This window comes from Psychrobacter sp. Pi2-51 (assembly GCF_904846665.1).
GTDB classification, from domain to species: Bacteria; Pseudomonadota; Gammaproteobacteria; order Pseudomonadales; family Moraxellaceae; genus Psychrobacter; species Psychrobacter glaciei.
In genome coordinates, this window is the sequence record NZ_CAJHBP010000034.1 from 1 (window position 1) to 26375 (window position 26375).

15 protein-coding genes are annotated in these 26375 nt (G+C 38.9%); 3 read left to right on the forward strand and 12 right to left on the reverse strand.

Annotated elements, in window-relative coordinates:
- Positions 1 to 160 precede the first annotated feature (160 nt).
- The 12 genes from JMY08_RS12810 to JMY08_RS12865 form a co-directional block, all read right to left on the reverse strand.
- Positions 161 to 2008 (reverse strand): hypothetical protein, encoded by a 1848-nt coding sequence (locus JMY08_RS12810; protein ID WP_201593633.1) that lies wholly within the window; start codon positions 2006 to 2008, stop codon positions 161 to 163.
- Positions 2009 to 2011: 3 nt separating this feature from the next.
- On the reverse strand, positions 2012 to 4456 hold the full coding sequence (locus JMY08_RS12815) for an AAA family ATPase (protein WP_201593634.1): 2445 nt from the start codon (positions 4454 to 4456) through the stop codon (positions 2012 to 2014).
- Between the two features lie 4 nt (positions 4457 to 4460).
- Positions 4461 to 5999: a hypothetical protein gene (locus JMY08_RS12820; protein ID WP_201593635.1), complete on the reverse strand. Its 1539-nt coding sequence runs from the start codon at positions 5997 to 5999 to the stop codon at positions 4461 to 4463.
- On the reverse strand, positions 5983 to 9387 hold the full coding sequence (locus JMY08_RS12825) for a DEAD/DEAH box helicase (protein WP_201593636.1): 3405 nt from the start codon (positions 9385 to 9387) through the stop codon (positions 5983 to 5985). Before JMY08_RS12825 ends, JMY08_RS12820 begins: the two co-directional genes overlap by 17 nt.
- Before the next feature lie 6 nt (positions 9388 to 9393).
- Positions 9394 to 10845 (reverse strand): protein kinase domain-containing protein, encoded by a 1452-nt coding sequence (locus JMY08_RS12830; protein WP_201593637.1) that lies wholly within the window; start codon positions 10843 to 10845, stop codon positions 9394 to 9396.
- Positions 10823 to 11551: a PP2C family serine/threonine-protein phosphatase gene (locus JMY08_RS12835; RefSeq protein ID WP_201593638.1), complete on the reverse strand. Its 729-nt coding sequence runs from the start codon at positions 11549 to 11551 to the stop codon at positions 10823 to 10825. Before JMY08_RS12835 ends, JMY08_RS12830 begins: the two co-directional genes overlap by 23 nt.
- Complete coding sequence (locus JMY08_RS12840) at positions 11551 to 12234, reverse strand: vWA domain-containing protein (protein ID WP_201593639.1); 684 nt, start codon at positions 12232 to 12234, stop codon at positions 11551 to 11553. The genes JMY08_RS12835 and JMY08_RS12840 overlap by 1 nt, the downstream gene beginning before the upstream one ends.
- A 637-nt stretch (positions 12235 to 12871) precedes the next feature.
- Entirely contained in the window at positions 12872 to 13609 is a 738-nt protein-coding gene (locus JMY08_RS12845; protein ID WP_201593640.1) for a M48 family metallopeptidase, read from the reverse strand.
- Entirely contained in the window at positions 13609 to 16755 is a 3147-nt protein-coding gene (locus JMY08_RS12850; RefSeq protein WP_201593641.1) for a type I restriction endonuclease subunit R, read from the reverse strand. Before JMY08_RS12850 ends, JMY08_RS12845 begins: the two co-directional genes overlap by 1 nt.
- 68 nt (positions 16756 to 16823) lie before the next feature.
- Entirely contained in the window at positions 16824 to 19487 is a 2664-nt protein-coding gene (locus tag JMY08_RS12855) for a TrlF family AAA-like ATPase (protein ID WP_201593642.1), read from the reverse strand.
- A 1-nt stretch (position 19488) separates the two neighbouring features.
- The gene (locus JMY08_RS12860) at positions 19489 to 20787 is read right to left on the reverse strand and encodes a restriction endonuclease subunit S (protein WP_201593643.1); all 1299 of its coding nucleotides are present in this window, start codon (positions 20785 to 20787) and stop codon (positions 19489 to 19491) included.
- Positions 20784 to 23510 (reverse strand): type I restriction-modification system subunit M, encoded by a 2727-nt coding sequence (locus JMY08_RS12865; protein WP_227679684.1) that lies wholly within the window; start codon positions 23508 to 23510, stop codon positions 20784 to 20786. The genes JMY08_RS12860 and JMY08_RS12865 overlap by 4 nt, the downstream gene beginning before the upstream one ends.
- A 477-nt stretch (positions 23511 to 23987) precedes the next feature.
- Here JMY08_RS12865 and JMY08_RS12870 point away from each other — a divergent pair, with 477 nt between their 5' ends.
- The 3 genes from JMY08_RS12870 to JMY08_RS12880 all read left to right on the forward strand — a co-directional run.
- A complete protein-coding gene (locus tag JMY08_RS12870) occupies positions 23988 to 24857 on the forward strand; it encodes a PP2C family protein-serine/threonine phosphatase (RefSeq protein ID WP_201593644.1) in 870 nt (289 codons plus the stop codon).
- Between the two features lie 67 nt (positions 24858 to 24924).
- Positions 24925 to 26013: a helix-turn-helix transcriptional regulator gene (locus JMY08_RS12875; protein WP_201593645.1), complete on the forward strand. Its 1089-nt coding sequence runs from the start codon at positions 24925 to 24927 to the stop codon at positions 26011 to 26013.
- Between the two features lie 67 nt (positions 26014 to 26080).
- Positions 26081 to 26375 (forward strand): hypothetical protein (locus JMY08_RS12880; protein ID WP_201593646.1); only part of this gene is annotated, 295 nt, incomplete at its 3' end.

Here is a 26375-nt window from a genome sequence, read left to right on the forward strand (position 1 = left end):
ATTTATTGTTAGATATAAGTAATATACTAATCGAAGAATATAAATTATGCTAACGCTACCTTACCTTAAGATCATTCAGATAATATGTGGCGAAGTAAAATACTAAGAAGTCATGTATATATTCTTATCCCATAGTGGTAAGTAGTGAGTAAAATATTGCCTACTCTAGTGAGAATTTAATATTCCAACGACCAGCTTCCTTATATTCACCTTTAGCATTCAATTTAAAATATCGGTTCTTATCAGCATCTGAGGTTAGCTGATAGGTTACACCACATTGCGAGTTTAAGCATTGCGCGATAAAGGTACGATTGGTTGCTCTTGGTTCAAATGTGGATAGTTGATGACATAAAGGGCAGTGCTTCAAAACTGCTACTTCTTGATTTTTTTCTAGCAGACTCGCTTTATCTGTATGACGCAAGTAGCTTTCAATTTCTTTTTTACTATTAATAGATAACTCATTTATTAATTGATAGCTACTGGCGTTCTTATAGATACTATTAGTCTCTGCTAGACTTTGTAGAGCACGACTGGAGATTTTATTAAATGGTAGGTCACTGGCATATCCTGTTAATATGTCAACGTATAGCCATTCTAGCAGTCGAGTAATAAGGCGCTCGGTAGCCATAAAATTAAGTGGATTAGCTAGTATCGCATTGTTTGTGACAGGCTTATTCTCTGATAGGTCAATCTTTGACTCTAAAAGATGAATAACGATCAGATGGGGATTACTTTTTATATCATGATTTAAGGTATCATCAATTTGATTGGCGATGGAAATAATATTTAATAGGTTTTTCGAATATGTATGAGTCAAACGCCAGTTATGTGTTTGTTGATCGACTTCAACAGTTACTTGCCAGTTAAGTTCATCGTTTGCTAGAAGTATACTACCAGTAGTTTTTTTAATAGTATTAAAATTCAACTCTTCGAGTGCCCTTAATAAAATTAACAAAGCATATTGATTGTACTCTTCTTGGAACTGGCGCTTTTTTTCCAACGCTTTAATTAAATCTTTCACTTCTTGAGACTGTTTATTGAGTTTTGTCCATAAAATACCCACATGTCTATAGTGTTGGTCATGCATCAAGATATTTGTCTTGTGCAACTGGTTTGAAATATTCTTATGGGCTTGAGGGATTTTGAGATAGAGTCCAAAACTTTGTAATCTAGTTATGTTATCTTGCAATGCTAAGTTTTTTTCACTAATTGTCATTAGCTCTTTGCGTTTTTCGGCGGATTTTTCATCACTGAGATTGCTTGCCCATAAACTACAAAGAAGGCTGGTTAGTTTGTAATAGCTTTCATGCGCTTTATCAAGTTGTAGGGCATCATCAATATTATTGATTTGTTCCTCTAGTTCTCTAAGTCGTTGTTGTAAAAATAGCATGACCCTATCGAGTAGTCTTGAAAAAACTTTATTTTCATATATAGAGTAGTTATCGTCACTAATTTTAGCTAAAAGTTTTCTAGGATACACGCCTGCTAAAGTACGCCTTTGCCAAGTCTCGGAATGCATAGCTAAATAACGATGAGCTTTATTAGATATCTTCTTCGCTCGGCTAACATCAATTAACTCTTCATCGTAACGAATATCAAGTCTAGGCTGGTAGGCTATTTGATGTAAATGACCTGTTTCCAATACGTCGAACAAAGATTGTTCAAAATCGTTCAATTTAGCAGTGTCCTCGAACACTTTCTCAGGCACAAGTGGGCTAGGTAGAGGAGTCAATTCATCCTCTGCTAGCCATAATGCCAATTGTAAGGCTATATGTTCAATTGAACGACTCATTGTACTTGTTATCGCTGGATCTAGGCATAGTACAGAATCTGCGTCATCTATCACAAAGTGCCCTGTACTATCACAGAAAAGAATAGTATAAGCATCTACTTCAAAACGTCGATTGTAAGTAAATGGGCGAGTATTCACATATCTTTGTGGAATTACAGAAGTAATTATAGGTAATGTGGATAATGAGACGATATCGCCTGTAATTCTATCAAGCATACATTAGACTCCACTTAACCTTTCTATATCCTGCTCTAAAAGATAACTACTCTCTTCAGGGACATCCGATAAACCTAAGGTCTCCCATATCCGTAGTAAGCTATCGTTAATATCCTCAATCTTATCAGAACGTGTATCATATCGACCACAGACTTTACCAATACGGAATACTTTAGTAGCTAACAAATGGTCAAGTGCTTCTGCCATTGTGCCACCGCAAGCCATATAGACAGGAATAAACTTACGAGCTTGGTTTTGCAAGCGATTACCCCAGCTAACTTTAATTTTAAGTAGGTTTTTTTGCAATTCGCTCTCTAATAACAACTCGAATATATCATCGACATCTGACTGATGTTTTGTAATAGCTTGTTCAAAACGTTCTATCAAACTGCTATAGGAGTATTGAGTATTGTCCACCGTATTATCGAAAGTAAGTTTCTCACTTCTGTGTATTTCCATAACGTGGGCTCTATCATAGGTTTTGTCAGCAAACTCTTTGGTTGTTTCATCGTGGTTTGCAGTGCCTATAAACCATACATTTTTAGGTATCTCTAAGGTCCGACCATTTTTAAATAGCAAGGGTGCATCATGATGTGAGCTATCTAATAAGTTTATTTTTGCGATATCAGAAGTTTCTAATAGAGACAAAAAGTCAGCAAAATACTGTTCAGGTTGAGACAAGTTCATTTCATCTAATAAAATTATTTGTAGAGTGTTCTGAAATCGCGGTTGTTGGGCACGGTATAAAGCTTGTAATGCTTCTTTGGCATAGAATTTTTTCTCAAACGCGTTATAGTGACCTAATAAATCTTCTCTATCACGCCAGCCTGCTTGTACTCGAATCACCTCGCAATAAAGTTCATTATCATTATCGGGTGGGTTATTAATCGCTTTTGCAAAGGCTCGGGCTAAGCTGGTCTTACCTGTACCAGAGATACCTTGCAAAATATGTAGCTTGCTCATTGACAGTCCAGCAATAAATAGCCGTATGTCTTTATTAGTATAATAAAGACCTTGATTGGCAATGCGGGCACGCATAAGGTTTGAGAATTCCTCTAAGCTTGGCACGGCTTGCAAGCCACTTGCTAGACTACTGAATTTTTCATCCATGTCACTAAGTAGCGCAAATGGTAGTGCGCCTTTTTGAGCATCTTCTAAGTCATCAATCTGACTTTTTAATTGTTCAATACTAATATTCAGCACTCTTTTATGTTCTTCTAATATTCGTTTTTCTTGTAGCAAGTTTTGACGTTCAAGCGCGCTTAGTCGAGTGTTATTAAGTTCACTCTGAGCCTGGGCATAGCTTGCTTTTAAGTCTTCTAATTGACTTAGTGTGTCATCTAATCTTTCTTCTAATCTTTGATTATCTTCTATTAATCCATCTTCATAACGTTCACTTAGTTCATGCTTAAGCTCTCTATTATTCTGTCTAAGTCGGTTTAGTTCTTCTTGAACGTTATTGATACCATCGTTGGTTAGTTGGCGCTTTAAATCCTCAAATTGAGCATTTTCTTGTGCCATTCTATCTATCTCGTCAATTGCCTTTCTTTTACTCTCTATAAGCGCTTTATTTTCAGCGGCTAATTGAGTTAGTTTTGCTTCAAACTGCCGATGAATATGGCTTTTCAGTACATCGTTTTGAATGTCTAACTGTGCTTTCGTTTCTTCTAATTCAGTTTGCGCCAGTTTAAGTGCGCTCTCCTGTTCGACTAAATCTAACTTTTGCTTTTGTAAGGCTTTGTTGTCATTTTCTTTTCTAGCGTGTAATTCTTTTAGTAAATCCTGCTCTAAATTATTGGCTCTAAGGGTCAACTCTTCTTCTATCAATGATATTTGTTGTTCACGCTCTCTAAGCTGGTTATCTTTATCATAAATATCTTTTAATCGTTGTTCTATTTGAGCTAGAGATGTTTTCTGTAGTTCACTTAGCTCTTTATTTTTGACTTGTAGCGCTTCTTGTTTTTGACTTGCAAAACCTAATTCAGCATTAATTTGTTGCTCTTCTAAAACAGATAACTGCTTTCGAAGCTCAAGCTGTTCTGTTTTTAAACTTTTCTTTTCTTCTAGTAACTGCTGACGTGCGTTGTCAATCTCTGTTTGCCGTTGAGCTATTGATGCATTGTCTTCGTCAAGTTTGGTCTTTTGACGGTATAGATCGCTCTTTTGTTGTTCTAGAGCTTCAAGCTCTTCATTTAGAAGAATGCTTTTACTTTGGTATTCAGCCGAGTCTTGCTTGTATTGCTGTTCAGCTTCAGTATAAGACTCTAGGTCAGCTAGCATCTTCTCTCTAAGCTCATTATCCTTTTCCAATAACATTTCTTGTTCTTTATTGACAATCGAACCTGTAACACTTTTTAGAAGCTCTGATATTTTTGTAACCTCTTTATTTGCACTAGGGCTAGGAATTTCAGACTTTACATGGTTATTTTTTCTGTTCTTTCTTGCCATAGTGCTATGCCTTATCAGTTAATTGGTTTAAGTAATTTTGAACCCATTGAGTTGTAAATTTTGCCAGATCGAGCGCTGTACTTTGGGTAATATCAGTCTTTGGCCCGTCATGCGAGCTTTCATTACGGTAATCACATATTTGACTTAAAAATAGCAAGTCAGCATCTAAATCATCGGTAAGTAGCAATGGGTGATTAGAGTAATCAGCAATTGCTAGAATATTTGCCGTTATAATAGGTTTTAAAGAGCTATAGATAGTGGGGTATTTACCCGTTGAAAAACCTATAGCTGACTGTACCGCTCTAACATTACAAGTAGAAAAAGGTTCTAGACTCTCATCTAGAGCTCTATTATTTGCTCGTAAAATTAGGGCTTGCAATAAGAATTTTTTATCTGAGGAGTAGGGCAGTATCTTATTATGTTGATGTGGGTAAGTGGTCAAAACATGTTTAAAGCAAGCTTCTAATGACTTTTGAGATTGCAATAATAAGTCATCGATATCTGCGCTATAGTTATGTTCTTCGAGATATTTTTGTCTGCGCAATAGTTTAGCGAGATGCATATCGAGATTATCAATCTCATTAACATTTGGATATGACGATAATATTTCAAAACGCATTTCTTCTTGTAAATGCGCCTCAAACTCTTCAATGCTTTGTTTGTCAGACTGATCAAGCCCCATAAATCGTTTAACTTTACTTGCAAAGGGTTTGTTACCCTGTGCTATGCTGTCATGTAAGTGGATAATCCAGTCATCAGATTGAGTAATATGTAATGGGTCTTGAAGCTGAGAGAAATGCTTTGTATCTATACTGTGCTGTAGATGAGTAAGGATAAAGTATGGTGTGGGTTGCTTGCTGGCAATATCAAAGTTACCAAGATTGATATTAGAAGTGGCAGTTTTTTTTGAGTCATTACTACGGTTACGTAATCTACCACTGGCTACGGCTCTTTTATATAGTTCAAGTGCTTGCCTAAACTCATTCTTAGTTGGTTTGGTAAAACGATATTTTTGAGAGGTATTTACGATAAAAGGTTCAATGTTTTGTCCTGTGTTTCGATCCGCTTTGATAGTAACGCTATGGTCGTTCTTAACAACATCTAAGTAATTTAGCTTATGTGCGACAACACGAGGCCAAAGATGACCGTCAATAGCATCTTGAATAATATAACCCAGTTGTGTCTTATAAGAGGGCGTAGCTGTTTTATCTAGTGCCTGCCAGCCCAATGGTGTAAGATTTATAATGCCCTTGTCACTATTCACGTAACCACGATTAAAAAGTTCATTTATGATAATATCAACAAGTTCAGCATCAATATTTAGCCATTGACTCATTTGCATGCGATCACGCTTGTTATACTTTAACAGCTCAAGAATGGTACGTTGAAAAAAGTTGAAGTTATCTTCTTTGTCCGCGATGGGGGTTATTACTTCCCACAGCCAGACTGGAAGAAATGCCATGTTATGTCTATCATTGGTATTTAGATCCTTCATATCGCTATTGCTATAGAAAGATAGGTAATTATCAGAAAATTTGTCCATAATCACCTCGACATAGTTGGCTCATAGCTGTTAAAGATGGAATGTGTTGTTCTGTTAATGGATGCTCAGCTAACATTAAGTCACCTGCGATAATAATCAAACTTCTTTGTCGACTAAAAGCCACGTTAAGGCGATTATCTACACGCAAAAAGCCATAGAGCGAATTGAGTTGAGGTTCAGTCATCTCATAGCCCCTATTTTTTGTTACGGTTTTTAAGTCATTAGGTAGCGTGCGTACAAGTGACAATAACACCACATCAAACTCTTTACCTTGAAATGAATCTACTGTACCCACTCGCAAACGCTCATCACCTATATGACTGCCTTTAGTCAGTTGTTGATAGTCAGGATGTACTTCGTTGTTTAGAATCAAATCAAGCTTTTGCATTTCTTGCATTAGAGCGCTTCTTTGATCTCCATAAAAGGTGATCACACCGACACTTATTTCTGGATTTTCATCTAGAATGCGTTTTGTCTCTTGGGAAATCCAAATAGCTTCATTCATATTTCTTCTCTTATTACCTTTTTGAGTACCTTCAATATGTTGCCAGTGACATACCATGCCTTCGTATCCAGATATGTCATGAATAAAGTCAGTAGTGGGTCTACCTGACTTAAGCTTAGATAGCCCATGATTTTCGTAAAAATTTTTGCTAATAAAATCTCCAAGCACTGGATGCATACGGAATTGCTCATCAAGCATTACTACTCGTTTTGGTTGCCCGTCCTCTTTCTCTAGCTGGGTTAAGTTCTTTACCATTCTTTGAAATAAGCTGTCGCGTAGCATTTCGCTTTGCAAGCTGTCCCAGTCATCTTCTTCTACCATTTGGGTTTCCACGGCATCATCAAGCATATGCGGCAGTTGTCTATGATCTCCTACCAATACAATCCGTCTATTTGCCATAGCCATTGGTATCATAAGATCTAATGGTGTGGCACGTGCAGCCTCATCCACAATGACATTTTCAAAGTTAATGTTGGAATCTTGGCTAAGTTGAGTTAAGCGTCTCATGTCTTGGCTGGCTGATTTTTGACAAGTGGCCGCATAGACAGAGGTATAGTGGGCGATTGTTTCGTCTACTTTGTTATCATCAGTAGCGACTGTTTCACGAAATTGCTTTAAAGCCAAAAGATACCCTAATGTATGCGAATCGCTAATTTTTTTAGTCATTTGAGTATCAAGTTCATCTAACCTATCGCAATCACTAGCAGTTAGTATGCTTTGTATATTCAATGGTCTAAAGTCAGGTAAGCTCTTATCTAATAAAGTATCTTTCAGTTGCTGTAATGGTATTAGATCAGCGTCTGAAGGAGGGGGGATTTGCATATGACCAAAGTTATCTAATATTTGAAGTTTATCTTCTGATATGAGCTGAGTGTCTGGATTATCATTTTGTAATAATGTTAAGTAGGCGCTTAACTCCGCGCAACGTTGGATTCCATCATCGGCAAAACTTGAAGCAGAGGTTCGAAGTGCCCAAATATTAGGTATACAGTTTTGTAATAATGAAGGAGAAAAGTAAGACTGCTCTAACGTAAAGCCTTCCCACCATAAGCGCCAATCATGAGACGGTACAATATGATAATACGTATTAAAGTCTGTCAAGATTCGGTTGATCTCTATTTTACTGCGCTCTTTTATATCTCTAGCACCCAAACGCAAGTTTAGGGTTGCATGCTTTAATGAATCGAGTAACGTTAATGCATAACAATCGTCTATTTCTTGAGTTAAAACATCCTGTGTAGAGTTACGCCATTTTTGGATGGGCAGATTAACGTCTTTTTGTCCTATGTTGTCTTGATACTTGCTACCAACACGTAGACCAGGTAAGCCTAATACCTGTGTTCGGCTGTTGGCATTATCAACTGCATCATGTTGATAGCTCGTTAACAGGATGGAACGTTGAACAGGCGTGTTATCCTTTGCTTTTTCTTCTACGATTCGCTGTTGAATAGCGGCGATGACTTGTGTCTTTCCTGTACCGGGCGGTCCGATAATAACAGTAATATCAGCACTGTTTAAAGCCGTTTCAATGGCTTGTTGCTGTCTACGAGTAGTCGGGCCCGCTTTGAATAGAGCTTTTACCTGTGGACTATGCCATCTTAATTTGCGAGACTTTTTGATAGTGGGTACAGCAATACCTTGCATTAAATAGTCTAAACTTGGCATTGGATTATGATGATGACTAATTTGCTCTAAGGCTAGAACCTGACGTTGGCGTTGAACTTGAGTTGAATAAATTGATAAAAATAGAAAGCTATTACCGTGTTTATCGACAGGTTTTTTTTTCTCACGAAATCCTGTGTATTTAATAGTCAAGTATCCTGAATCACTGTCAATATCAACGATTTCACATTTCCAAGGTTCTTCTAGAGCTTTCTTGTGGTCAGCTTTACTGCTATTCCCAGGGCTGCTGTTACTTAGCCACTCTGGCAATGTCGATGCTATCTGAAATACATGGTTTTCTTTATCATTACTTTGAATACTTGCCTGTAATGCTTCGGCAAATTTTTTTAATTGCTCTTTGTTTACACTAAGACGAGACAAATTTTGTTGCTCTAAAATTTTGTCATCTAGTATTTTTAAATAGTTAAATTTTTGCGCATTTATGACAACTTTTTGCCATTGTAGATCACTATATTTTTGCCATACTTTGATATAGTTACCATGGGTGTTTTTACTATCTTTGAGCGCAGTTTTATAATGAGGCTGATTGAGCTTTTGCGCCTGAGAGTTATCAAAGAAAACAATATTACCCTGTATCGCGCTTAATTCAATATTATCACTATGTGGATTAAATGGTCTGATTCTTTGTATATTCCATTGGTTATTTGATACTTTAATATCAAGGATATGTGCTTTACCTACTAGACTTAAAGTATCATCAGTAGAATTTTGATTTAGGAAGGTTATAAATAGTGCTGTAGTATAAGAATGAGAAGTCTCTACAAATGATACATTCTCAGTGATTAGAAAGTTCTCTTCTAACCATACTATAGCTAAATTGACGTCATTATCTCCAATATGTTTTTGGTTTTTGAGTTGCTCAACGATGTATTCACTGATACCAAGATTAAAATTTTCCCCGTCTACTCGAACTATTTCATCTTTAAGGGGTGTTGCCATTAGCCAAAGTGCATCGGTCTCTTGTTTGACTAATGACCACAATAGATTGTGCTGTTGAATATATAGTCTGGCATGAACAGCTGTCTTATCAGCAGACTGTATATTCTCTAGGGTAGTTACTGTGCCACCTTGAGCTAAGTACAGAGATTCGCCTTCTACCCATACGTTTACTGGTTTTTCCTCTATAAATCTGACGCTATCATCAATGAGGGTTGCTTCAAACAACTCACTGGAGTTGATTCTAAGTTCAAATAAGTTCATTTATATCTACCAGATAAAACGCCAAAAAAAGTATGAAGTATTGTCAGTACTGCTAGAGGAAGATGATATTTTCAGTGCATAAAAATCATTTCGTTTAATTGCTATTTTCAGTAAACGAGTCTTCTTAATATCTACTGTTTTATTATCTTTTAGCCTGATAATTGTAATAGTTTCATTATTTTTTGGTGTTATATGAAGGCCGTCATCAGTGAGCTTGAGTTCACACCAAGGTGATAGTTTTGTTAAGTCAAAGCGGCTGTAAGGTTCGGTATACAGATATTTGTCATAATTCAAGCTAATGATTGAAGTATTATGACAGTCTATATCTTGACTACTAGTATCGTCTATTTGTTCAGTCGTATAAAAGAACTGTGATATGGATAAGGAGTATGGTTCGTTAGACTCACCACAAAAAAAGCATTGCCTATCATTATTAGCGACAAAACTACTCTGAAAATGCTCACCTTGACAGGGCTGATGTTGACAGTACATTAGTATCTGAAGCGTTTTATTTAGTTCGTGGTGCCATTCATTCATACTAGGCCTAAGGTATAGGCCACTACGTAGTCTACTATCAGCAAAACAACGTTTAAACAGTTCAAATAGGTCATCATTAATTAATTCATTCAGTGGCATACCTGCGCCATTGTGCTTGTGCTCATTACTATCATCTTCTGGATCAAATATCCAAGCGTAAGCTCCTTGTTCAACTTGCTCATCGACCACATCGGAGTCTTCATCATCATAAGCATCTTCCACACCGATACCTTCATTATATGGATGATTATGAGCAAGTAGTTGCTGTGCTATGACAGCAAAAGCCCAACAGTCTGTCCAAGAACTGTTTTCTGACTCATTTCTTAGGACTTCTGGAGCGCCATAGCCAGGCGTGTAGTAAGAAGCAGCGTGCGAACTTTCCTGTGTTTTGATATTGTCAGCATCTATCAGCCACACCTCATTATGATCATAAGATGTAGACACATAGATATTGTCTGGTGATAAGTCGCCATAACACAAGCCTTTGCCATGAAGCTGGGCTAACGTTTGGGCTAGTTGTATTAATAATTTTATCCGTCTGGCTAATCCACCAGTGTCACGATAAGCGTCTGCCATGCTAACGTTGATAGAACTATCTTGAATACGCTTTATTTGCTGAGTAAGCGATTCGAGGTTATCCATTAACTCCATGACATAGCCGACACGATTTTTTAATTTAAGTACGGCTATAGGTAGAGCGATATTTAAATCTCGTATGGGCCTACGTACCACCCATTGTATTTTTGCAAATTCTTGATGTCTTTTGACGTCACTATCTATAGGGTTGGTTATTTTTACAATCAGATTATGATGATTGGTAGTGAATACTTGACCTTGCCCGCCTTGCCCAAGTTTGCTTGTTAATTCGTAGACGGTGCCATGAGTATCTTTAACTTCCTTATTCTTTTGTGCTACTGCCATGTTGTTTTTTCCAAATAATTACCCCAATACTTTTATCATCACTATGATGAGGGGTTTGCCAATTATTGAGCTCATTAATTAGGTATTTCTTACCTTGACGAGGGCTAATAGCTATGAATTTACCAGACAGAAAATCTAAAAATTGTTGAGGCTTATCTATATCATCACTAATTCCATCTGTCATTAATGTAATTGTGGCACCAAAATCTAATTGAATTTCTCGGTAAGTCCAATCTTGCCAACGTATTGAATATCCTAAAGCAGTTGTTTCATTACCAAACATATTGTCAGATTTTTCATGATTAACGCCGAAAGTATCTGTCATATAGTAAATAGCACCGTCACCTAGCTGAAAAAGCCTTACTTTCCCTGAGGAGTCTCCCCAAGCAAACAGGCATGTTGTGGCGGCATCTTTAGGAGAGGTACGAGGAAGATAATCTTTCAAGTACATTAGCCATTGCTGGTATATTCTTTTTACTACACTTTTTTCAGGCTCATTGAAATTGGTCTCACGTAAGGTAGTACACACTGCTTTACACGCAAGATATGAGCCAAGGGAGGCATAAGGACGAGAACCCATACCATCACAAACGACTACTAACCAATGAGCACGCCAAACACGCTTCAAAATAGCATCTTGATTACGTTTAGATTCACGATGGTTTTTTGGCCCTCGAACAGTAGCTATAGATATATTTACATTCACTAGTCGAAATCACTTAGGTCAAGCTCATCGTCTGTGGATATATCATTAAAATCTATCTTATTAATTTGATTTGGCTTTGTGCTACGAGATCGTAAAGTGACGCTCATGCTAACTGCTCTAAAAAATCTAGAAATGTCTTTAGCATCATGTGCTTTGAACACCGGCGTTTCAAGGTCATTAATAAATTGTTTTAACATATGTATATTAGCATCTGCTCCAATACCCATTGCCATTCTTACGGCTTTGCTGGCACGTTCAGATTCTTGTAATTCGACAAAGGGTTGTTCCCAATTATCTGTAGGGTTGCCATCAGACACCAATACTAGAGTAGGCTTGTATGCTCGACTTGGTATGAGCTCTTTGTCTTCTAACAATTCTTTTGCCATTGTCATTGCACTACCCATGGGAGTACCGCCACTTGCTACTAAGTCTTGCATACCTGATATTTCATCAGCTGAAGTTAGAGGTAATATCATCGAAGCATTCTCTCCCCCAAATGCGATGATAGCGACTTGGATAACTGCATTGAGATGGCTTTCTTTGCCAAACGATATCAGCATGTCTTTAAGTGCTAAATTCAGAGCTTCCATTTTTCCATCTATACTCATACTACCGCTAGTATCTGCCAAAATAATAACTGGTAGAGGACGTGGCTTAGCAGCTGCGAATTCGCGCATTGCCATAATTATTTCCTTACATTAGACGAGATTTATTGCACTATCCTACTGTCTAATCTTACAGAGGTAAAGCAGTTTATTAAGACTTTCTCGAGCAAATATTTTTAAATGTTATTGTCAACTTATACATAAACTAGAATGGTTTTAGCTATGAAACCCTGACTGTCACAGAGCCAACAGACAAATCTTATGATTAGCAATTTGTAGTGCAAGCTTTATATAAACAGGCTTAGATGAATTATCGATATAGTATGTTCACATTTTGGTAGGTAATCAGTTTATCTATAAATGCTATCTGTAGACCCGTAATATTGTAGGTAACGGCATCTAGTAATACTTAACTCATAGATGTAAATTAATTCTGTAAAATCTCATTACTTCAAACCCCGATTTTTACGAAGTCACCTAGCAAAAATTTTTTTAGGTATTTACCATGCACGTACTACGAACACTAGCTTAAAGCGTTTATGAGTAAAGCTATTTCATGTTTTGGGTGACAGTAGTAGGCTTATAAATGACTTTCATATACCCGCAAAATGAGAGGTGCTAGAACCTAGCAACTTTCATATCATGAGTATAAATTAAGCCAACATCAGCATTACACGGCATTCCAACTAAGTAGAATGTAGCAGTCATAGTGAGTTTAAGTAATTTGTTCTCTCTGCTTCCAGTTCTCTTGACCTAAAGGCATGCGATTGAGTAAGTCACGCCTTGATCGCCAGTCAGGCATCTGAGTATCTAGCAGAGCCTTGAATCTGTCGTTATGCTGGCGCTCTTTGAAATGTAGTAGCTCATGAACGATAATATATTCTAAGCAGGGTACGGGCTTTTTTGCCAATTCTAAGTTAAGTAGGATACGACCTTCCTCTATATTACAGCTTCCCCATTTAGTCTTCATCTTTTGCACTTGCCAGCTTGTGACGGTGACGTTAAGCTTTTCAGACCATTGCGTAATCAAAGCAGGAATACGTGCTTTTAGACGAGTACGATAGTACTCATTGAGCAGTTTTAATCTATCTGTAGTCGACGTTTTAGTATGCACGGATAAAATGAGTTTGCCACCTTTTAGCTTGATGCTAGGTGCTGGGTTTTGAGCGGTATCTAACTTAAGCACTTCAAGCCGATAGCGTCTGCCCCATAAATAATGTGTTTCGCCATCGATCATTTCTCGAGTGGACTGACGCGCTTGTTTAATAAAGCTTGCCTGCTGTTTACGTATCCAAGGTATGCGGTGAATTACTGCCATTCGAATAGCGGTTTCGGTCATTGCTTCAGGGGCAGCCACTCTAATCTCACCATTAGGCGGCATCACACTGATATGTAAATGCTTAATGGTTTTTCGCTGCAATTGAATGTCTAGTGATCCGATCATTAGTTGCATTATTTATATTCCGGTTGCGCTTTGACTAGACTCATAACCTCTTCAATACTGCTGTCCGATTCATACAAAGACAATGTTTCTCTGACGATATTTGCAACTTTGCGCTCTTTTAATAGATGGCCTTGCCAGTCAGCTTGCTTATTGAGTCTGACAGCCGCGTCAAGCTTATCAGCCAGTTCTTCATTTTGGTCTAAGTTGTCGTACAATGCGCGTTTAGCATTAGTATTGATAGAGTCTGGGTAATGGTTATTTGCACTATTGGGTCTTAATACTTTGGCAGATAGCTCTCGTATTTTGTGTAAGTACTCTTTGTAGTCTACGGCCTTTTGGCGACGCAAGGTGACAAGCTCATTAAGTAAGACTGACATGTGCTCATAGTACTTAGGGTTGACAGGGTTTTCATCTACAATAGTTTTGCGCACGTTATTTTCGATGGTTTCAGCCACGTTTCCTTCATCATTAGCGATATCATCAGGTAAAGCATTAATCAGCTCATCACACCCTTTGTCTACGATCAGCTCAATTAAGCCAAGTTCTTCAAAGTCCATGACTGTATCACTAGGTTCGGCACGGATATAACTATCCAATAAATGACGCATGGCTGGCTCGTAGAGCTTCATATCGAGCATATCAGCGCTCATCATTTTGATGCTCTCACGCACGCTCTCAAAGTGCTTCACATCGGTTTGAATACGATCGATCTGCTCTGGACTATAGCCACACTCTATCATCTCGTTAGCAATATTTGCATAAGCTCGCAGTAGCTTAGCGACACTTTTGTATAAAGTGACCCGTAGCTGTTCTTTTTCTAGTTTTTCATCAATGGGGGCGTCATTTGTCGTGCAAAAATAAGCATAGTAATCTTGAGTGTTCTTAGGGTATCTAACGGGTTCGCACAGTCCTCGTACCATCTCCAGTGCGTCATCTAAGTCCTGCTTAGCAGACTCAAGGCGGTTTTTTAATAAGCCTTCGATATCTTTGCTGTCATAATCAGAGAATGCGCCCTGTGTATAGTTTGATATGGCTTTATCTAAAGACTGAAACAGATCCTGATAGTCGATAATATAACCATATTCTTTATCTTCACCATCTAGGCGGTTAACTCGGCAAATGGCTTGAAATAAGTTATGGTCTGCCATTTTTTTATCAATATATAGATAGGTTGCTGAAGGCGCATCAAATCCTGTCAGTAGCTTATCTACTACAATCAGTAAGCGCATCTGACCCGGCTCATCAATGAAGCGTTTTTTAACCTCTTTTTCAAAGTCTTCAACCTTCGCGCCAGCTTCTTGTTCATCGATATCGTAATATTCGGCAATCATCTTACGATAGGTGGCATATTTAAATAGTTTTTCAGTCGTACCTTCGCCAGACGCTTCACCCTTAATACTATCGGCAGTCGGCTGGTAGCTGGTGATGATAGCAACTTTATCTTTTAAGTGCGTATGGCTAAACATCTCATAGACTTTGCAGGCTTGATAGATACTGCCGCATACGAGCATTGCATTACCTCGACCATCAGCCAGTCGCGGGCGCGTCTCCATGTCATATAAGATATCGTTCTTGATTTGCTCTAGACGAGAGTGACTCGATAACACGCGCTGCATCGTGCCCCATTTCTGTTTTAGCTGAGTTTTGGCGATATTGGATAAGCCGCGAGTTTTGGCATCAAACCATTTATCAATTTTATCAGGTGATAGTAGCTGTTGATCGATATCGCGGGCTTCATAACGCAAATCAAGCACGACGCCATCAGCGACTGCTTCATCGAATTTATAAGTATGGATATAGGGACCAAAGACCTCGATGGATTTTTTCTGATCTTTTTTGAGCAGTGGCGTTCCTGTAAAGCCAATAAACGTCGCATGAGGAAGTAGGGCAGTCATCGCACTGTGTAATTTACCCGATTGCGTACGATGGCATTCATCAACAAAGACATAAATATCCCCTTTAGCGCTAAAGTTTGAAGACAGACTGCTTTTTAGATCTTCTATGAATTCGTCAGTTTGCGCTAAGCTGTCGTCATCCTTTTCATTACTCGCATGACGACCAAATTTATGTACTAATGAGCATAGTAGTGCTGGGTTAGGGTGATTAAGCTGACGGATGAGATCCGCGCCATTCTTGGTACGATATATATTTTCATCAATACCTGAAAACACGCCTTCAATCTGCTCGTCCAACTCTTTGCGGTCAGTAATAACAAGTACGCGGCTGTTTTTAATATTCTCACGAATCCACTTAGCCAGCCATACCATAGTCAGGCTTTTACCTGAGCCTTGAGTGTGCCAGATAATGCCGTTTTTACGTTCTGCAAGGTAGTCTTTGGCGGCTTGCACACCAAAGAATTGATTGTGCCGGCAGGTTTTTTTGACACCCATGTCATAAACGATGAAGTTGTGAATAACATCGAGCAAGCGCTGTTTATTACATAATTGATAAAGGTGACGATCTAATAGCTCATCATGGGCTTCTTGACTTGCCTGTTGCGTCGTGCTGGTAGGCTGAGGACTTGCTTCTTTCCATTCTAAATAGTAGCGCTCTGGGGTTTCTATAGTGCCATAACGCAAACCCTGACTGTCATTACCTGCCATAACCAGCTGCATGGTGGTAAAAAAATTACGGATAAAATCCTTGCTTTGGTTATCTAGGTTCTGCCGTATGCCTTCAGAGACTGAGATGGTAGAGCGCTTTAACTCTAAGACACCAAGGGCGATGCCATTGATGTATAGCACCACATCAGGGCGTTTTTTATGCTCGCCTTTGATCGATACCTCTTCAGCGATAGCAAAGTCGTTTGCCGCAAAGTTGTCCCAGTCAATCAACCAAACGGTTTGGGTATGCTCGCCTGAGCCCTCTTTTTCTTTTATCCCGTACCGTAGTAGTCTATAGACTTCCTTATTGGCATCATAAAGTTTGATACCACTGCCTAGGGCGGCAGCTTTTTCTAAGGTGCTAATCGCACGCGCTATCAGTGGCGCACTGACATCACGAGATTTTAGCCATTGTGCTAGGATATCGCGCTCGATATTTTTATTATCGGCGCGCGCATGCCAGTTACCCAAATAGCGATAGCCGAGCTTGTCTTGAAAAAACTGTACAACACGATTTTGGGTGGTGCGCTCACGTTGGTTGACATTGCTCATCGCTAATAGTCCTTGAGTCTCGGAATGAAAGTTTATCCAACAGTGTTTTTCTCAAATCTTCGGGAGTATTAATCGAAGCCATATTTTTCACGACGTTGATTAAAAGCACTCTCACCACCTTCCAATATATCAGCTGCTAGTCTTTGTACTTTCGGCATATCAATAGCTCCTTGTTGGTCTTGTAAAATGGTTCCTTTATTGTCTTCTACGTTTAGTACACCAATCCATTCTGCATCGCCAAATACTGGAATGTTAGCGTTATGAGTTGCAAATAAGAACTGTCGACTTAATTTAGCTTTACGTAGTTCAGTAACGATACGTTCAGCTATAAAAGCGTTGTCTAAGTTATCTTCTGGTTGATCGAGAATTAATGGGTCTTCATTTTCGAGTAGTAGAAGATGCAAAACAGCTGTGCATTGCTGTCCTGTTGATAAAGACTCAATAGGTCGGAAGATAGCATCTTTTTCACCATGAGCTATATTTAATTCTATGGTCATCGTATCTGGAAAAACTAATTCTTCTAACTCAAGTAATTTGTATTCTGGTAAACGACTCAATGCCCTTACTATAGTGTCTGAGATAGCAAAGCTATCAACTATAGCTGACTCGCCTTGACGAATAGTCGCAGCAAGATTACTAGATGAAAATTCACCATCTAGTACCCATTCAAGTCTCTTTGTCCCAACACCTTCAAGATGACAGTCTAGTAGATAGTCAACTAATACCTGCCGATTAGCTTCAGGACATAAGTTTAAACGCACTTTTTTATTCAGCTTACGATTTAAATGCTTAACAGCACCCCTTATGGCACTAGCACGAGCACTCGTCTGTTGGTTTAGCTCTAGCAAAAGTTTTTTACGTTGATTATAGAGTTCGTCAATTTGTGTTTGAATATTTTGCATTGTGTTTTGTTTCGGACGGACATGTTCGATTTGTCTTAGTAGAGCTTGATATTCAGTTCCGAGTTGTAGTCCTGTCTTACCTTGACTAGCTGGTATTTCCTTAAATGCATTTTCTAGCTGAAGCTCCTCTTTTTTTATCTCTGCTAATAATTTATTTTTTATAGGATACAGGTCACTATTAGCTGTTTCAAATAGCTGTTCTAACTGAGTAACGAACTGGTTTAGAGAGTTGCTAAATATATCTAAAACTTCACGTTGCTGTTTTAGGCTATCCGTATGAGGTAGACCATCCATGTTAACGTCGCTTAAAAACATTGTATCTAGCAAACTATCTTTCAAGTTTAAAATCACTCGTTTGACTCGGTTTAACTCTATATCGACCTTTTCGTTTAACTGCTTTTCTTTTTCTAACTTGGGAACAATTTTTAGTTTTTCATCAATACCCAGTTTCTTAAACTGCTCAGCTTGATCTAATAATTTTGGTAATCGTTCGACTTCGGACTCAATATCTAATTTTTGCAATAATGATCGTTGAATAGCTTCGCGGTTTTCTTTAAGATTAAATGCTACTTTAGTTATAGAATTATCAAAGTCCTCATACTTACCTTCCAAAAAGCGCTTAACAAGTCTGTTTCTATTCTGTTGATTCCGAGTCATCTCATATATTTCATTCTGACCGTATAGCTCAATATTAGGTAATAAATCTTTGGGTTGATAAGGTGAAATATCTCCTGTTGTATTATCAATAATTATTGGTCTATCACCATACTTACGGCTTAGAGTAAATTTACGACCATGCATAGCAGCTGAGCGAACAACCACCTGAACCAAACCCTTCTCACTACCAAGATTGTTTTTAATAATAGCATCATGTTGGATTTGTGCTTCTTTTCCAAAAGGTTCTAGATCAAATACGAACCTAATACATTCTAATAAAGTAGATTTTCCTGTCCCTCTACCACCGATTACAGCATTTAAATGATCTGAAAACTCTATGTCTACTTTATCAAGGTATCCTCCAACAAACCATATTCGTTCAATAGCTGATGCAAAGTTTTCTGGTTTATCAGTATTTAGTCGTACTCTCGATCCTGCGTCAAAAAAAGCTTGTTTAAAAGATGGAAAGCAAGGTTCAGTCATTTTAATTAAACATGAAGCTCCGTCACTTTTAATATCTTCTGGTTTTGCAACATCGGAAGCATTGATAGCAGCCATAGCACGCTTACATTTATAGTTGGGATCTTTGTTAAGAAAAACTTTGCGGTAAAAATCACTTTCAATCCCTTTCAAGCATTCTATAGACCCTGGAATTTGCGCTGCTAGAAGTCCATCGTGTTGCCAAACATGGTTCATACGTCGTTTTAACACACCATCATCATTAGTACTATGTGCTGCAAAAATAAAGCCTCCTTTTTCATTTACATAGTTAATAATATCGCAGGATGACTTTTGAACTGGTGCCGAAGGATTTTCTATATCTATACCCAACGCTCCTAAATGCATTTTAATTAAATCTACAGAAGTATTTTCATCAAACAAACAAACGAAATGAACTTTTTCACTAGAAGATATTTCAAATCCAGGAAAAACGATAATCCCATTTGCGGTGAATAAGTTTCTGATTGAATCTATTGCATCTACAGAGCCATGGTCAGCCAAACCAATAACCTGAATACCTGCTTCAAGTGATGCTTCAAGAAGTTGTTGATTGTATTCTTCTTCAGTAAATTGCTGTTGTTGTCCTCTGTATGTAATATAGCTTGCAGGATTTACTTGTAATGCACACTTAAAAAACTGCGCTTTGGTATAATTGTTTTTATGTTCAGGCATTTTATACTCCTTTATTAGTAGAACTTACCAAGCGCACCTTACCTGTCAACAGCTGCTGCATCATGCCTTGCTTGATATCGTGGGTTTTGTCCAAACGTTTTTGCAATGCCTGAACCTCGCTATCCATATCAGAGAGAATAGTGGCGATGGCGGTTTGTTCCTTTTTAGATGGAATAGGAAGCTGTATAATTTTTAATTCATTAGAGTTTATTGAATCGAAAGTAGATCCTTTGGAGAATTTTTCCCATTTATCTTCGAATGATACTAACCAGTGATATAAAAAATTATTAGGAAACTTAATAGAACAAACTCCACGACCAATACAGCAGTCAAAATCTGCTACTGCAACCTCGCCGACAGGAGCGCGTACAGACAAAATCAAATCACCTTTATCTGCCTTTTTTGTGATTTCAGAAGTATAGTTTCTTACAATTGTTTTTCGACTAGATATGTCAGCGTTACCTTGAACCAAGGGCAGCCCAATAGATAATTTATTATAGCTAGTAGATTTGGGAGATTGCCCCATATTGATTTGTGATATTTCCCCCAACTCTTTATTTTCCCAATCCTCAGGAATCCGCCCTAACTCAGTCTGTTTAAATCCTTTTGGGTTACCATCTTCATGAGTGGCAAACTCAGGCAGGCGTGTTTTGCCTGTGAGTAGCTGCTGCATGGTGGCAGTTTTAATCGCTTCTTTTTTGGCAATCAGCTTTTCTAGCGACCCGATTAAATCATCGACATCGGATAGGGCGGTGGCGATGGCGGTTTGTTCTTCATAAGTTGGTAGAATAATATTAAATTGAAGAATAGTACTTGATTTAAGAAAAGTCGTACCAACTTGAGTAGCCTTGGATGCAATCATGCTACGAATATAGTTGGACTTAAATGTATAGCTTAAGAAATATGAGTTTATTGATTCAGTAGTACGAATTAGCGCTACATTATGATCAAATATCGTTTCATCTTCTAATGTAGTTACATGCATTACCTTGCCAACACCTTCAAGTTTAACTGAGGCTAAAGCTATAAAAAGATCACCAACTTTAATTTTATATCTCTGAATTTCTGCTTCGTCTGCTTCAACCTTTTGTACAGTATTTGGATTGAATACATCATTTGAGAAAACATCACCTAATTTAATAATTGAAGTTCCACTTCCGTAACTATTTTTGTCCTTGTATAAACCTGATGAGATTCTATTTTCTTGTACGATCTCACCTAGCGGTGTTATTTCCCAATCCTCTGGAATAACCCCAACCTCAGTCTGCTTATATCCCTCAGGTATTTTTACCTCACTCATATCGCCACTCCCATCGCTTGCAGATGCGCGGTGACTTTTTGGCTCAGTCTATCCACTTCATCCAGCAGATTAGGCAGTGGCTCAGCGTAACGTGCTTCTAACTGCGTCACCCGATCAGCAAGCTGGGCGGTGATACGCTCAATTTCTGCCTCAATACGTGATTGTAGCGTCGCTTGCCATTTATCCGTGACCAGTAAGGTTTTGATGTCCTCATCACTCAGCGTTGGATACGTTTTAAATACTGCCAAACCTAGGGCATCTTGCGCTTCTTTTAGTGCTTTTTTGGCCGCCGCTTCCGTATCAGTTAATTGTAAAAACTGCTGAATATTTTGAATATCAGTAAAGTCAGATATGTCATCCTCTTGCATTTTTTTATCAACTACAGTGACGGCTTGTTTTTCAAAATCTTTTGCCTTTTTTAGTTTGGCTTTTATCAGTTTGTCTTTGTTGAGATAGCTATTGATGGTATCTATCTCTTCTACTGAGGCGTCGGTGTTTAGATAAGCCTTTAAGTTTTTAAGGGCAATCTTCTCACTATAATTATTGGCTTTGTCAATCACATGACTCTGAGCCAATATCAATAGCTCATTCTGCGCGGTCTCAATCTCTTTATTCAGACTTACGTAGTCTTTATATTGATCAGGAGCAAATACTCTATAAGCCATAACATAAAAGTCTTTTAACGCCTCATTTGCCTCTTTTTTAGTGCTTATATTATTGAGTACGCCTTCTTCATCACTATGCTCCTCAATGAATTCATTCAAAGTCGTACTTACGGTATCGAGTTTAGCTTGTAGAGCATCAATCTGCGCTTGCTCATCGTTATAGTATCGGTTAATGATAAGCGCAGGCGCGATAAGCTCGGCTTTGTACTTATTCTTATCGATAATAAGGTCAGGAGTTTCTTTAAGCTTTTCGCCCTTAGCAGCGATAAGCTGACGCAACTGCTTGCCAACTTGCCAGCCTTCTTGTGAGAGGGCATACACATCGTCCTGCATCGTCTCTGCCCAATAATCCATCAAAATTTGATAGATGTCATATTTATCGAGTAGGGCAGTATCGGCATAACGCTGAAGCAAGTTTTCACTGATACGCTGAATGATGGCTTTGGGTTTATCACCTTGCGTGATATCAGCAAGACTAGATGCTGTCCACCAGTCATGAAAGGGCGTCAGGCTTTGGCTTGCAAACTGGATAAACTCAGGATGCGCCAAGACCGCGGCTTTGACTTCATTAGCGGGTACGAGGCACTGACGGTAGCCCTCTCGTAAATCTGCAAACAGCGCCTTGCGCAGGCTTGGGAATACCTGCCAGTAAGGCTCTAAGGTATCAATATCGCTAATCGGAATACCGCCTTGCAAGTGAGCGCTTAGATCATGCTGGTCTTCATCAAGGCTTGCATCGATATAGCGCGGAATATTTAAGTTGTAGTCATTATCGATAATCTCATCCATGCCGACCATACGGCTATAGCCTGCCAGCTCGGTTTGATGATTAAAGACATCGACGACTTTGTGAATGTCTTGACTGCGTAAACGGTTTTTATTGCCATCTTTCATAAACCCGCGACTGGCATCTATCATAAATAGCCCAGATGCGCCTGTGGCTCGCTCAGCTGCCGTCATCTTATCGATAACGATGATACAAGCAGGAATGCCCGTACCATAGAATAGGTTAGCTGGCAGGCCGATGATGCCCTTGATGTAGCCTTGTTTGATAAGGTTTGTGCGGATATGTGCTTCGGCATTGCCTCGGAATAGCACCCCATGCGGTAAGATGACCGCCCCGATTCCTGTGCTTTTTAAACTCTTAATGATGTGTAAAAGAAAAGCATAATCGCCATTTTTTTCAGGGGGAATGCCCCACGTAAAACGGTCGAACTCATCTGCTGATGCATTTAGACCACTGGTCCAGTTTTTATTACTAAAGGGCGGGTTAGCTACGGCAAAGTCAAAAGTTTTCAGCTGATTGCCTTCCACAAACTGCGGCGAGGCGAGGGTATTGCCTTTATAAATATCAGCGCCTACTGCGCCGTGCAAGATCATATTCATCTTTGCAAGTGCGGTTGTGGCAGAGTCCATCTCTTGACCAAAGATAGTCAGACCACGCGGCGCTTCATCACTGGCTTTAAGTAGCAGCGAGCCTGAGCCGCAAGCTGGATCGTAAACAGTGGCATCCTGCGGTGTATCTTCATTAATACCAATGATTTGAGATAGAATACGTGACACCTCAGATGGGGTATAGAACTGTCCCTTTGATTTACCTGACTCCGTTGCAAAGTGGCGCATCAGATACTCATAAGCGTCGCCAAGCAGATCATCACCATCAGCCCGGTTGCCCGATAAGTCTAAACCCTCGAAAATACCAATAAGCTTAGATAAGCGATCAACGTGCTCTCTGCCTTTACCTAGCTTTTCTTCATCATTGAAGTCAGCGACATCGATGACGCCTTTTAGCCCATTGGCTTCAGCAAGCTTACCTATGATTTTATCAACTTTTTCGCCGATCTCTTTATCGCCTTTGAGCAGTACCATATCGTCGAAGCTACCGCCTTCGGGGACATGAATATCCCCGTAAGGATTGCCTTTAAATTTGTCCGATACGTACTTCATAAATAGCATGGTCAATACATAGTCTTTGTATTGGCTGGCATCCATACCGCCACGCAGCTCATCACAGCTTGCCCAAAGGGTTGCATATATCTCGGTCTTTTTAAGTGCCATAGTGAGCTCTTTTTATTGAATTTAGAAGTTTTTTGGTGGCTGATATTATACTGCTAATCACTTAGATTGCTAGGTATGTAATTAACTACTTTATTGAAGACAAACCCCGATATCATTCAGGCCACCTAAGAATTTTGTAAAACTGACAAAACCCCACTGAGCATTTACTGTTAAGCCCAAGCAGGTTTTTTGTACCAAATCGTGCTAGGTACATATCACTCTATCCTATAAATACTGATAATCCGATACCCTAAAAAAGAACAAGATCGTCACCTGATGAGTAAGAGAGAATTAAACATCACCTTTATGAGTTGTCAGCAATATCGCTTACCTCTTTGAGCTTGGATTGGTGAACCTTTAGAAGATTTCAGTCACTCGTGATTACTATCAATTCAAAATATCGCATGACCTAGAAAGTAAATTGGTAGGTAATCTACTATACTTGTCTTAACGATAATAATTAATGAGCGAATGAATATGACAGCTATTTTAAGTGATGAGGATGAACCTCTTGTTGAAACAATAGCTCACGCCTGCGCCATTACCTTTCAAGGTAATGCTAGCAATAACATCCAACAAGACGCATTTTTCTTCTTAGATCACTGGTATCAAGAGAATTTAGGAATAATGCCTGTAACATCAGTGCAAGCGCCATTTTGTCTTGCGGTATCAGACGGCGTTGCCAGCTCTAACCAGTCACAGCACTGCTCAAAGGCAGTTGTTAAAGCAATTAGATCGCTATGGAATGACGAACAAGTAAACATCCAAAACATGACCTCAGATCGTATCTATACGCAACTGAGTCAAACCAAGCACACAAAAAAACGCTATGGCGCTGCAGCAACCCTCGCGATGATCATCGGCACACTAAACGATGATAAATCAATCAATATAGACATCACTCATGTCGGTGACAGCCGTGTGTACTTGCTAAGAAAAAACACAAAAGGATGGCAGTGCTTAACTCGTGACCATAACTTATTAAATGAGCTGGTAGATGAGAAGGCGCACGATGAAGATCGTCAAGCAAGTTTTGATGAGTATAATCGCACAGGTATGGCAGGCAGCTTATATAGTATCACTGAGTGCTTTGCATTGGCAGTGAATAGCGATGACCCAAGCAACGAGCCACCTAATAGTACAAAACAGACAATCACAGTGCAAGCAGGTGACAGTCTTGTTGTTTGTACTGACGGTATTCATGATTTAGTGTCAAGTAATGAATGGGCGCGTATCGATAATCAAACGGATTTACAAGAGTGGCTACAGACGCTTAAACAGCAAGTTTATGACTCTGATGGCAATGCCTATGATAATGGCACGGCGATTGTGGTGCGGTTAGATTAACCTTTTTATAAGAGCCTACTTTTAAAATGACAGTTTGATAGACTTTATAGCCTATAGAGCAGCCAATATGCCCACATACCCAGTCGCCAGCTACAACAAATCAACCCGTCTGTTTATGCTATATCAGCGCTTGCCACGTAGTAAAGACAAGGCAATATCACTCACAGAGCTAATGAACGTTTATGGCAATAATCCTAACCATTACGCAAACGAGCGTAAAAATTTAGAGAACGATCTAACAAGTCTCAATCAAATATTCAATGACGTTTTTCACAGCGACGCTTTAATGCGCCTGCCAGCATGGGGCAATAATATCAGCGGACAAACAGCAAGGTTTTATATTGAGCCAAGCTTTAGTATTGATGTCGTTAATGAGCAAACGGTGTTTTTTTGGCAAATGCTTGATAAATATACCGCAAATTATTTACCAACGTCTTTCAAGCAAAGTATTAGTGAAAAGCTTGGTCAGTTAGATCGTCAAGATAAGACCAGCTTCAATCAAAGCAGGCTAGGGCAGTGGCAAAATCATCTCATTACCCTGCCCAGTATCGTACAAGCACCAAAGCTTGATAGTGACGTGCTGGCTAGCATTCATCAAGCGTTGTTAGAGAATAAGCAACTACACATCACTTATAGAAAAAAATGGGATGAACATTCAAACGTTAGGATAATTTACCCCAAAGGTTTAGTCTTTATCGACAATATGATCTATCTTACTGGGTTTAATCCAACGAGTGATCATATCGATGATAACGTCCTGTTGAAGGTACATCGTAATTTTGCAGTTAATCGTATTGAAGCAGCTGAAGTAACAGAGCAGTTGGTACCGGACTGGGTAGAGCGCAATGCTTTTACTCTTGAGAATCTACGTAAGCTAGGAAAGTTGGAATTGAATAATGGTTTAAAAATCGGACTGGTTCTAAAGGTACAGAAATATGCCTGTCAGCACCTCTATGAGCGGCCGTTATCATCTACTCAAACGATTACGGTTATCGATGACACTTGGAATGAAGTGCGCGCAACGGTTGCCAATACGCAGCGCTTGCAAGATTGGCTAGTGAGTATGTCACAATTGGCAGTTGTGATTGAACCTGCTCAGTTAAAAGCGGTTATTTTAGAGCGTCTAGAAAGTGGGATGAAATTATATACAAAATAGTTGATCAAGAGTTTTACCAAAATCACTCAAACACAAATATATTTTTTAATTTAATCAAGGAGCTAGAATGACCACACCTAACTTATTTAAATTTGCCACCTCTGAATTATCACAAGACGCTTTTATCTGTTGGCTTCTTTCTTGGGCAGACCAAGACTATCAGACAGGAAACGATAAGCATAGAGCGCTAAACAGATTAGCAACCAGTGTATTGGCGTTATTCTTTAAAAAAGCGGGTAACTCGCTACCGAGTCGTATTGATAAAATAGTAGTGAAGCGTCAAGCGAATAACATTGATGTCCTTTGTATCATAAACGACACTTACTGTGTATTAATCGAAGATAAAGTAGGCAGTTTGCAGC